Below are 10,207 nucleotides of genomic sequence, written 5' to 3'. Positions count from 1 at the left end.
TTTGAATTCTTCGGGATAACGCGGGTTGCTCATGGCACCTCCTGATTGGCCTCATTTTAAGGCATGGAGGTGTCTACGAAACCCGGGGCGATTCAAGGTCGAGCGCTCGACAGTCACAAAACTGGTCATCACCGGCGCGCCATTGCTTCGGCTGGGCTTCATCAATCTTAAAACGCGACAGGATATGCGGCAGCAAACCGCAGGGGCATGTTGCCTCCTTGATGTAGCCCTTTCCCCTCTGAATAAGCCTGCCGGAAACCGGTGGGCTACTCTCCGCCACCCCGCGCGGCCAGGACCACACATGTCAGCAGCAGAACAACTCAACGACGGATCGATCCGCATCCGGTTTATGTGGAACGGCAGCCGGCGCAGTGAAACGCTCCACTACCCAAGCGCAACAAAAAGGAGGTTGACCCCTTTACGCTGGAATAAGCAGACCAGATAGCGAAGATGTACGAGCACGATCACTGGCCCAATACGATTTATTGAGCGCTTCGTTTTGTTGAATGATAGCCCCCTGCAAAGCCCTCTATTCGCCAGGGAAAGCAGCTGAGCGCGCGAAAAAAACAAAGGTCAGGTGCTGGAAACACCTTCCATTTTCCCGCCGCCAACGAGCTCGGAGTACGTCAAGCAGGCATCCGACCTGCACCCGCAATGGCTTGCCACATTCAGAGCGCTGAATATCCCTCGTCGGCCGCCATACAACTGTCGCCTCACATATGCGACAATGCGCGCCAAATTCCAACACACATCCCCCATTTTTTGCTCAGCGACCGGGTTTCGCGCCTTGATGTCGCTGTTGATGCATGCCTGAAGGCTCCTGCCGCCACGCTCGCAACCCATTGATAGGTAAAGTAATTGATCTCCACAGCTAACATCACCATGCAGTTCGGCGCCAAGCCGCTCTTTGAGAACGTCTCGGTCAAGTTCGGCGCCGGCAACCGGTATGGTCTGATCGGTGCCAACGGTTGCGGCAAGTCGACCTTCATGAAAATCCTCGGCGGCGACCTCGATCCGTCCGGTGGCCAGGTCATGCTGGAGCCGAATGTGCGCCTGGGTAAGCTGCGCCAGGACCAGTTCGCCTACGAAGAATTCACCGTGCTCGACACCGTGATCATGGGCCACGAAGAGCTGTGGAAGGTCAAGGCCGAGCGCGACCGTATCTACTCGCTGCCGGAAATGAGCGAAGACGACGGCATGGCCGTGGCCGAGCTGGAAACCGAGTTCGCCGAGATGGACGGCTACACCGCCGAATCCCGTGCTGGTGAGTTGCTGCTGGGCCTGGGCATTCCCCTGGAACAGCATTTCGGCCCGATGAGCGAAGTGTCCCCCGGCTGGAAACTGCGTGTATTGCTGGCCCAGGCGCTGTTCTCCGACCCGGAAGTGCTGTTGCTCGACGAACCGACCAACCACTTGGACATCAACACCATCCGCTGGCTGGAAAACATCCTGACCCAGCGCTCCAGCCTGATGATCATCATCTCTCACGACCGTCACTTCCTGAACAGCGTGTGCACCCACATGGCTGACCTGGACTACGGCGAGCTGCGCCTGTTCCCGGGCAACTACGACGAGTACATGACCGTGGCGACCCAGTCCCGCGAGCAACTGCTGTCGGACAACGCGAAGAAGAAAGCGCAGATCTCCGAGCTGCAATCCTTCGTCAGCCGCTTCTCGGCCAACGCCTCGAAAGCCAAGCAGGCGACCTCCCGTGCCAAGGCGATCGACAAGATCCAGCTGGCCGAGGTCAAGCCTTCGAGCCGCGTGAGCCCGTTCATCCGTTTCGAACAAACCAAAAAGCTGCACCGCCAGGCGGTCATCGTCGAGCGCATGGCCAAAGGCTTCGACGGCAAGCCGCTGTTCAAGGACTTCAGCTTCCAGGTTGAAGCCGGCGAGCGTGTGGCGATCATCGGCCCGAACGGTATCGGCAAGACCACCCTGCTGCGCACCCTGGTCAACGAACTGACTCCAGATGCCGGCAGCATCAAGTGGACCGACGCGGCAGAACTGGGCTACTACGCCCAGGATCACGCGAGTGACTTCGAAAACGACATGAGCCTGTTCGACTGGATGGGCCAGTGGACCCAAGGCGAGCAAGTGATCCGTGGCACCCTGGGGCGCATGCTGTTCTCCAACGACGAGATCCTCAAGTCAGTCAAGGTGATCTCCGGTGGTGAGCAAGGCCGCATGCTGTTCGGCAAGCTGATCCTGCAAAAGCCGAACGTGCTGATCATGGACGAACCGACTAACCACTTGGACATGGAATCCATCGAGGCGCTGAACCTGGCGCTGGAGAACTACCCGGGCACGCTGATCTTCGTCAGCCATGACCGTGAGTTCGTATCGTCCCTGGCCACCCGCATCATCGAGTTGAGCGCCAACGGCGTGATCGACTTCAGCGGTACCTACGACGACTACCTGCGCAGCCAAGGCGTGGTGTTCTAAAAGTAGTGACCTGAAACTGTGGGGAACAGGCTCGTTGTGGCGAGCGGGCTTTTGTGGCGAGCGGGCTCGCCACAAAAGCCGGTTTCTCAGTCAAAGTAGTTAGCCTGCTTCCTTTTCCCCCAAGCCCTTGCCATGATGCGCTCACCGCCCGCCCGCGAACGAGTGCCCATGTCTGCCGCCGCCCCCAGTTCACTGTCGATCACCCTGCAGATCGTCTCCATCGTCTTCTACACCTTCATCGCCTTTATCTGCATCGGCCTGCCGATTGCGGTAATCCCGGGCTATGTCCATGAGCAACTGGGCTTCAGCGCGGTGGTGGCCGGGATCACCATTGGCTCCCAGTACCTCGCAACCCTGCTCAGCCGTCCCATGGCCGGACGCATGTCCGACAACGTCGGCACCAAGCGCGCGATTGTGCTGGGGCTGGCGGGGATCCTGATCAGCGGTGTATTGACGTTTTTCGCCACCCTGGTGGACAGCCTGCCCAACCTGAGCCTGGGGATTCTGATCGCCGGCCGGCTGCTGCTGGGCGTGGCCCAGGGCCTGATCGGCGTGGGCACCATCAGTTGGTGCATGGGCCAGGTGGGTGCCGAACATACCGCGCGATCGATTTCGTGGAATGGCATTGCCTCCTACGGCGCCATCGCCATCGGCGCGCCGCTCGGAGTGGTGATGGTCGCCGAATATGGCTACACCAGCCTGGGTATCGCGCTGTCGGTATTGGCGGCGCTGGGCCTGGTGCTGATCCGCAACAAACCCTCGGTGCCGGTGGTGCGCGGCGAGCGCCTGCCGTTCTGGGCGGTGTTCGGGCGCATCGCACCGTTTGGTGCCAGCCTGTGCCTGGCGTCCATCGGCTACGGCACCCTGACCACCTTTATCACCCTGTATTACCTCAATCGCGGCTGGGTCGGCGCGGCGTACTGCCTCACGGTGTTTGGCGTGTGTTTTATCGTCTCGCGGCTGGTGTTCATCTCGGCGATCAGCCGTTTTGGCGGCTTCAGGGCGGCGATTGCGTGCATGATCATCGAGACCTTGGGCCTGACGTTACTGTGGCTGGCGCCGTCCACCGGCGTGGCCTTGATCGGTGCGGGGCTGACCGGCTTTGGTTTGTCGCTGGTATACCCGGCACTGGGCGTGGAAGCCATCAAACAGGTGCCAAACAGCAGCCGCGGTGCGGGCCTGAGTGCGTATGCGGTGTTTTTCGACCTGGCCCTGGCGATTGCTGGGCCATTGATGGGTGCCGTGGCGTTGAACCTGGGTTACAGCTGGATCTTCTTCTGCGCGGCGCTGTTGTCGGTCACGGCGTTGGGCGTGACCTTGCTGCTCAAGCGCCGCGCTTACTGATCGGCGGTCTGCAAGCCGGCGCGGGTAGATTGGCCGAGGGTGTGGGTGAAAAAACGCCCGGCTTCGGAAATCAGGTCGCGGTGGATGCCTTCACGGTCGACGCCGTCGGCATCGGTGCAGATCGCCGGCATCGCGGCCAATTGGTCGCTGTCGCACGGAGCCATGAACACGAAGTGCCCTGCCCCCGCCAGCAACTTGAAGTCCGGTGGTTCCGGCAGCTTGCGCGCCAGGGCGGCGGCGTTTTTGTCTACCGCCACCAGCTTGTCGCCGTCGCCGCTGTAGAGCAGCACCGGCAAGTGCACATCCGCCAGGGTGTGGCGGCCGAACATCAGGCTCAATGGCGCCATCAACATCAACGAATGAATGCGCGGGTCGGATTGTGGTTGGAGGTCGTCACGGTCCACCACCAGTTCACCTTTGGTGGTGCAGGCATCGCGATCTTCGGGGCGTTCCTGGCAATAGCGGCGCAGGCGATCGAAATCCGGCTTGGCCCCCGCCAGGATCAACGCGGTCTCGCCACCGGCCGAATAGCCGATAACGCCCACCTGATCGACGTTGACGAACGGCGACAGCATCGGGTCGGCCAAGGTCGCGGTGATCGCTTCGGAAATCTGGATCGGCCGGCCGTACAGGTTACTTACCGTGCCCAGGCGGCTGTGGTCCTTGTAGTTATCGCCGGGGTGCAATACCGCGACCACCACAAAGCCTTTACGCGCCAAGGAGGTGGCCAGGTCATGCAGAGCCAACGGCGTACCGGTGTTGCCATGGGACAGCATCAGCATCGGGAAGCGGCCAATGGCGATCTTGGAGTCTTCGGTAGCCGCGACGTGATAGGGACCCAGTTGGGTGCTGTGTTCATCGTCGGTGGACGGGTAGAACGCCACCGCTTTCATCGGTTGCAGATCCAGCGGGTCGAGAAAGGTCATGCGATGGAAGCCCACACTCCAATGGGGGTGCGGCGCAGGCGCGGCGTGCACTGAAATCAGGCCGCCGAGCAGGGAAAGAACCATAACGGCACAAAGACGCATCATGAGGATGTCCACCTTTGCTGCGTGACCACGTTCAACACCCGCGGCATGTCTATTTGAAAAGTCCATGGCTCAAGGTACTCACACTGGGTGATAAACCCATGAGTGCATAACCTGGGCCAAGGTAATGACAGCGGGTAAACGAAAAAACTCCGTACGCCAGTCGCTTCAAGACGACCAGAATACAGAGTTTAGGCGCCCGGCTTCAGATAGAAACCGAGCAGAGGCGAAATTTACACAAGCCTTACGCAGCGGCGAACAATTGTTCGTTGATCAGTACGTTCGCGTCGCTGATGGATTTGCTGCGTACTTCGTCACCATAAGCCAGGCCGTGGGCGCGTACGAATTCGATGTCGGTAATGCCGAGGAAGCCCAGCATCACTTTCAGGTATTCCTCGTGGGCAACACCGGTTGCCTGGCCAACATGCAGGCCGCCGGAGGTGGAAACAATGATGACTTTCTTGTTACCGCACAGGCCTTCAGGGCCGGCTTCGGTGTAACGGAAGGTCTGACCGGCGACGGCGATGCGGTCAATCCAGGCCTTCAATTGGGTTGGAATGGTGAAGTTGTACATCGGCGCAGCCAATACCACGGCATCGGCGGCGAGGAATTCAGCCAGGGTCTTGGCACTGAGGTCGGCCTCGTGCTGTTGTGCGGCGTCACGCAGTTCGGCGGCGGTGCCCAGGGCGTCCAGGGTCGCGCCGGAGAAGTGGTTGATGCCTTCACTGGCGAGGTCGCGGTAGGTCACTTCCACACCCGGCTCGGCCGCTTGCCAGGCCTTGACTACGCCAGCGCTGAGCTGACGGGAAGCCGAGTTGTCGCCGAGGATGCTGGAATCGATGTGCAACAGTTTCATGGTGGATCTCCGAGTGTGGGATCGACAGTGGCGATCAGATGGTGGTGATGCTACGCATGAAACCAATAGTCGATAAGTCGCCTGAATTGCGATAGTTTGTCCCACTGACAGGACAATAGGCTGACCATGCAAGACCTCAACGACCTCTACTATTTCGCCAAAGTCGTCGAAGCCGGCGGCTTCGCGGCGGCCGGGCGGCTTTTGGGCATTCCCAAGTCGCGGCTGTCGCGGCGCATTGCCGAACTGGAAGAGCGCCTCGGCGCGCGCCTGCTGCAACGCACCACGCGGCAACTGACCCTGACCGCCGTTGGCGAGCGCTACCTGCGCCACTGCCAGGCGATGCTGCTGGAGGCGGAAATGGCCGACGAGGCGGTGGCCAGCATGTCCAGCGAACCCCGCGGGCGGCTGCGGGTCACATGCCCGGTGGGGCTGGCGCAGCACTTCCTGCCGGAACTGGTCGCCGGATTTCTCGCCGCCAACCCCCAGGTACAGCTGGAGATGACCCTGGTCAACCGCCGCGTCGACCTGGTCGCCGAAGGCATCGATGTGGCACTGCGAGTGCGCGAGCTTGGTGACGAAGACCCGCTGCTGGTGACCAAGCGCCTGCGCCAGGCCCAGACCGTGCTGGTCGCCAGCCCCGCATTCATGCTCGGTCGCCAGGTAAGCACCCTCGACGATCTCAAGCAACTGCCGATACTCGGTGCGCTGGAGGCGGATCGCCTGGTGCATCAGCGCATCCTTGACCCCCAGGGCAACCCACACGATCTGGCGATGGAAGCCCGCCTGGGCATCGACGACTTCATCGTGCGCAAGGCCAGCGCCGTCATGGGTCTGGGCTTTACCGTGCTGCCGATGATGTACTGCGAAGAGGAACTGGCCAACGGTCGGTTGGTGCAACTGCTGCCGCAATGGTCGTTGCCGGGCGGCTGGCTCCAGGCCGTCTACCCGCATCGCCGTGGCGTGCTGCCGGCGATTCGGGCCTGGATCGATTACCTGGAAGAAGGCTTTAAGAGCTGCGGAGACCGCTTGCTATGAAGATGACCGAAGCACAAGTCGCGAGTTTCTGCCTGAGCCTGCCCGGCGCGCGGGAAGACTACAAATGGGGTGGCGTGCGGGTGTTCTCGATAGCGGGCAACAAGATGTTCGCCCTGCAAAACCTGCGCGGTGATTCGCTGGCGTTCAAGGTCGACAAGGAATTGTTCCTCGGCCATGTGGACCGCCCTGGCATCCACCCGGCGCCGTACCTGGCACGCGCGCAGTGGATCATCATGAACACGCCCTACCCGCTGGGCGCCGAGGAACTGCGCGGCTTGTTGCAGCGCTCCCACCAGTTGGTGGTGAGCAAACTGCCCAAGCGCACGCAGGTCGGCTTGCTGCTAGAGAACTGACAGTAGCGTGCCACCGAGGAACAACTGGTCCAGCCAGAACACCTGGTGCAACAGCACGATCACCCAGAACAGCACCTGGTAAGACACCTTGCGCGTCTTGTGCCGGAACACCTGCTGGGCAATCAATGCCCCCGGCCAACCGCCCGCCAGCTCCACGGCGTGGAGGATGTTCTCCGGGGTGCGCCAGCTGTCGGTGAGGGCCTTGCGCTTGTCGCTCCAATACAGGAAGAACGCCAGCACGCTGACCACGCCATAGGCCGCCAACGGAAGTACCGTTTCACCGCGCAGCCACACCAACACCGAACCCAGCAGCGGCGCCGTGCACAGCAGCACAAAAATCGCCGCTTTCAGGCGTGGGTGTTGAATCATCATGCCTTGGCCGCAGCCCAGTCGATCCAACCGAATTGCCAGGTCGCCAGGATCAGCAGGCCGAACGCAATACGGTACCAGGCAAATGCCGCGTAGCTATGGCTGGCAATGAACTTGAGCAGGCCCTTGACCGCGATCATCGCGAAGATGAACGAGGTGACGAAGCCAATGGCGAACACCGGCAGGTCCGCCGGCTGGAACAGGTCGCGGTATTTGTAGCCCGAGTACACCGCCGCACCGACCATGGTCGGCATGGCCAGGAAGAACGAAAACTCGGTGGCGGTCTTGCGCGACAGGCCGAACAGCAGGCCGCCGATGATGGTCGAGCCGGAGCGCGACGTACCCGGGATCATCGCCAGGCACTGGGCAAAACCGACCTTGAGCGCATCTTTCCAGGTGATGTCATCGACGCTTTCGGCGTGCACTTCATGCTCGCGGCGCTCGGCCCACAGCATGACGACGCCGCCGATCACCAACGCAGTGGCCACGGTGATCGGGTTGAACAGGTAATGGTGGATCAGGTCGGCAAAGATCACCCCCAGCACCACGGCCGGCAGGAACGCGATCAGCAGGTTGACCGTGAAGCGCTGAGCGTTGCGCTGGGTCGGCAAGCCGGTGACCACATCGAGGATCTTGCGCCGGAATTCCCAGACCACCGCGAGGATCGCACCCAGCTGGATGATGATATTGAACGCCATGGCACGTTCGCCGCCGAAGTCGAGCAAATCGGCGACGATAATCTGGTGTCCGGTGCTGGAGATCGGCAGGAACTCGGTAAGCCCCTCCACTACGCCAAGAATCAATGCCTGAATGGCTGTCCAAAAATCCATGCTTCCCCCAAAGGTCATGCCCTGTGGCATGCCTTATCAATCTTTTAATGGTTCACTGACGAGCGCACTGAAGGCCCGGTGTTGACCATGGGTCAATGCCGGTCTGCAAAAATTCTGTGAAAAATCAGGCAGTACTCAGGTTTTGCGATTTCAGGCCGAAAGCCTATCAGACAAGGCGTAAAAGTCGATGCGACGCCCACAATTATAAAAAGCCCGGAGTGACAGGACGATGAACAGTTTGCGTAATATGTCGATCAGCCGACGCCTCTGGTTGATCCTGATCGTCGCCGTGCTGATGCTGATGGCCCTGGGTTTGCTGATGCTCAAGCAGATCCACGACGACCTTTACCAGGCCAAGCGCCAGCAGACCCAGCACGTGGTCCAGACCGCCAGCGGGATCCTGACGTTTTATCACAGCCTCGAAACCACCGGGGTGATGACCCGCGAAGCCGCGCAAAAACAAGCCCTGAGCGCGGTGCGCGGCTTGCGCTATGACCACGACGACTATTTCTGGATCAACGACCTCACCCCCGTGATGATCATGCACCCGGCCAACCCGAAGCTGGACGGCCAGAACCTCTCGGCCATCCGCGATCCCGATGGGTTTGCCGTGTTCAACGAGTTCGTGATCCTCGCCAAGGCCAAGGGCGCCGGCATCATCAACTACCGCTGGCCGAAGCCGGGCGCCGATGCGCCGGTGGCGAAAACCTCGTATATCCAGTTGTTCGAGCCGTGGGGCTGGATCATCGGCTCCGGCGTGTACGTGGACGATGTGCAGGCCGAGTTCAACAGCCAGGTGTGGAAGGCCTCGTTTATCGGTCTGGGCATCGCCGTGGTAATGGCCCTGCTGGTATCGCTGATTGCCCGCAGCATCGTGCGCCCCTTGCAGGACGCAGTGAACGCCATGGGTAATATCGCCAGCGGCGAAAGCGACCTGACCCGCAGCCTCGACACCGACGGCCGCGACGAAGTCACCCAGCTGTCCCAACACTTCAACAGTTTCACTGCCAAGCTGCGCCAGGTCGTCAGCCAGTTGCAGGTGTGCGCCAACGCCCTGGGCCAGTCCTCCACGGAACTGGGCAACAACGCGACCCAGGCCCATGACCGCAGCCAGCAACAGTCCCAGCAGATGGAACTGGTGGCCACCGCCATCAATGAAGTCACCTACGGTGTGCAGGACGTGGCCAAGAACGCCGAACACGCCGCCAGCGAAATGCGCGATGCCCAGGCTCAGGCCCAGCAAGGCCAGGTCAATATCGACAGTAGCCTGCAGCAGATCGACCAGCTTTCCACCACCATCAGCGAGGCCGTGGAAGTGATCCGCACCTTGTCCAGCGAAAGCACGCAGATCGGTGGTGTGTTGGAAGTGATCCGCTCCATCGCTGACCAGACCAACCTGCTGGCGCTCAACGCCGCCATCGAAGCGGCACGCGCCGGGGAACAAGGCCGTGGTTTTGCCGTGGTGGCCGATGAAGTCCGCCTGCTGGCCCAGCGCACGCAAAAATCCACCGCCGAGATCCAGGCGATGATCGAGCGTCTGCAAGGTCACTCGGAAGCAGCGGTCAAGGTGATCAGCGACAGCCACAGCGCCTCGCAACTGACCATCGAACAAGCCGGCCAGGCCGGTGCCAGCCTCACCGCCATCGGCCAGGCCCTGCACAACCTCAACGGCTTGAATGCCTCGATTGCCAGCGCCACCCTGCAACAGGCCCATGTGGTGGAAGACATCAACCAAAACGTCACCCAGGCTGCGAGCTTGTCCCACAGCACCGCGCTGGCGGCGGAACAGTCTAACGTGGCCAGCGTGCACTTGCGCGGGCTGAGCGAGCAGCTCGACGGCCTCTTGCGCCAGTTCAAGGTCTAACACCGCTCCAAATGTGGGAGGGGCTTGCCCTCTCCCACATTTGCCCTACTGTGTTTTGAAGATTGCTGGCCTCTGGTTACAAT

The 10,207-nt window shown here is 61.0% G+C and carries 9 protein-coding genes and 1 pseudogene; 6 read left to right on the top strand and 4 right to left on the bottom strand.

Annotation, left to right across the window (positions count from 1 at the left end; all coding sequences use genetic code 11):
- Positions 1-858 precede the first annotated feature (858 nt).
- Positions 859-2,445, top strand: a complete 1,587-nt coding sequence (locus FBY10_RS30240; RefSeq protein WP_074846575.1) for an ABC-F family ATPase — start codon at positions 859-861, stop codon at positions 2,443-2,445.
- Positions 2,446-2,613: 168 nt separating this feature from the next.
- Positions 2,614-3,789: an MFS transporter gene (locus FBY10_RS30235; protein WP_145338831.1), complete on the top strand. Its 1,176-nt coding sequence runs from the start codon at positions 2,614-2,616 to the stop codon at positions 3,787-3,789.
- Here the strand turns inward: FBY10_RS30235 and FBY10_RS30230 are convergent.
- Both FBY10_RS30230 and FBY10_RS30225 read right to left on the bottom strand, forming a co-directional pair.
- Positions 3,783-4,820, bottom strand: coding sequence for a dienelactone hydrolase (locus FBY10_RS30230; protein WP_145338830.1), 1,038 nt, complete (start codon positions 4,818-4,820; stop codon positions 3,783-3,785). The genes FBY10_RS30235 and FBY10_RS30230 overlap by 7 nt on opposite strands.
- Positions 4,821-5,061: 241 nt before the next feature.
- Positions 5,062-5,673, bottom strand: coding sequence for an FMN-dependent NADH-azoreductase (locus FBY10_RS30225; protein ID WP_145338829.1), 612 nt, complete (start codon positions 5,671-5,673; stop codon positions 5,062-5,064).
- A 126-nt stretch (positions 5,674-5,799) separates the two neighbouring features.
- Between FBY10_RS30225 and FBY10_RS30220 the strand changes: the two genes are divergently transcribed.
- Both FBY10_RS30220 and FBY10_RS30215 read left to right on the top strand, forming a co-directional pair.
- A complete protein-coding gene (locus FBY10_RS30220) occupies positions 5,800-6,708 on the top strand; it encodes a LysR substrate-binding domain-containing protein (protein ID WP_131696490.1) in 909 nt (302 codons plus the stop codon).
- Entirely contained in the window at positions 6,705-7,061 is a 357-nt protein-coding gene (locus FBY10_RS30215; RefSeq protein WP_145338828.1) for an MmcQ/YjbR family DNA-binding protein, read from the top strand. The genes FBY10_RS30220 and FBY10_RS30215 overlap by 4 nt, the downstream gene beginning before the upstream one ends.
- Here FBY10_RS30215 and FBY10_RS30210 read toward each other — a convergent pair.
- Both FBY10_RS30210 and FBY10_RS30205 read right to left on the bottom strand, forming a co-directional pair.
- A complete protein-coding gene (locus FBY10_RS30210; protein ID WP_131696492.1) occupies positions 7,050-7,433 on the bottom strand; it encodes a DUF1294 domain-containing protein in 384 nt (127 codons plus the stop codon). The two genes, FBY10_RS30215 and FBY10_RS30210, sit on opposite strands and share 12 nt — an antisense overlap.
- The gene (locus tag FBY10_RS30205) at positions 7,430-8,260 is read right to left on the bottom strand and encodes an undecaprenyl-diphosphate phosphatase (protein ID WP_145338827.1); all 831 of its coding nucleotides are present in this window, start codon (positions 8,258-8,260) and stop codon (positions 7,430-7,432) included. Before FBY10_RS30205 ends, FBY10_RS30210 begins: the two co-directional genes overlap by 4 nt.
- A 229-nt stretch (positions 8,261-8,489) precedes the next feature.
- Between FBY10_RS30205 and FBY10_RS32395 the strand changes: the two are divergent.
- Positions 8,490-9,269 (top strand): annotated as a pseudogene (locus FBY10_RS32395) (cache domain-containing protein); the annotation flags it as partial.
- A gap of 120 nt (positions 9,270-9,389) precedes the next feature.
- The gene (locus FBY10_RS32390) at positions 9,390-10,124 is read left to right on the top strand and encodes a methyl-accepting chemotaxis protein (protein ID WP_371921008.1); all 735 of its coding nucleotides are present in this window, start codon (positions 9,390-9,392) and stop codon (positions 10,122-10,124) included.
- The last annotated feature ends 83 nt before the right edge of the window (positions 10,125-10,207 follow it).

This window comes from Pseudomonas sp. SJZ103 (assembly GCF_007828335.1).
Taxonomy (GTDB): Bacteria; Pseudomonadota; Gammaproteobacteria; order Pseudomonadales; family Pseudomonadaceae; genus Aquipseudomonas.
Note: the sequence above shows the minus strand (reverse complement) of the source record. Positions and strands in the feature narration are given on the sequence as shown.

Coding starts and splice junctions, on each gene's coding strand:
- FBY10_RS30235 (WP_145338831.1), top strand. CDS start 2,614: ATGTCTGCCGCCGCCCCCAGTTCACTGTCGATCACCCTGCAGATCGTC.
- FBY10_RS30230 (WP_145338830.1), bottom strand. CDS start 4,820: ATGATGCGTCTTTGTGCCGTTATGGTTCTTTCCCTGCTCGGCGGCCTG.
- FBY10_RS30225 (WP_145338829.1), bottom strand. CDS start 5,673: ATGAAACTGTTGCACATCGATTCCAGCATCCTCGGCGACAACTCGGCT.
- FBY10_RS30220 (WP_131696490.1), top strand. CDS start 5,800: ATGCAAGACCTCAACGACCTCTACTATTTCGCCAAAGTCGTCGAAGCC.
- FBY10_RS30215 (WP_145338828.1), top strand. CDS start 6,705: ATGAAGATGACCGAAGCACAAGTCGCGAGTTTCTGCCTGAGCCTGCCC.
- FBY10_RS30210 (WP_131696492.1), bottom strand. CDS start 7,433: ATGATGATTCAACACCCACGCCTGAAAGCGGCGATTTTTGTGCTGCTG.
- FBY10_RS30205 (WP_145338827.1), bottom strand. CDS start 8,260: ATGGATTTTTGGACAGCCATTCAGGCATTGATTCTTGGCGTAGTGGAG.
- FBY10_RS32390 (WP_371921008.1), top strand. CDS start 9,390: ATGGAACTGGTGGCCACCGCCATCAATGAAGTCACCTACGGTGTGCAG.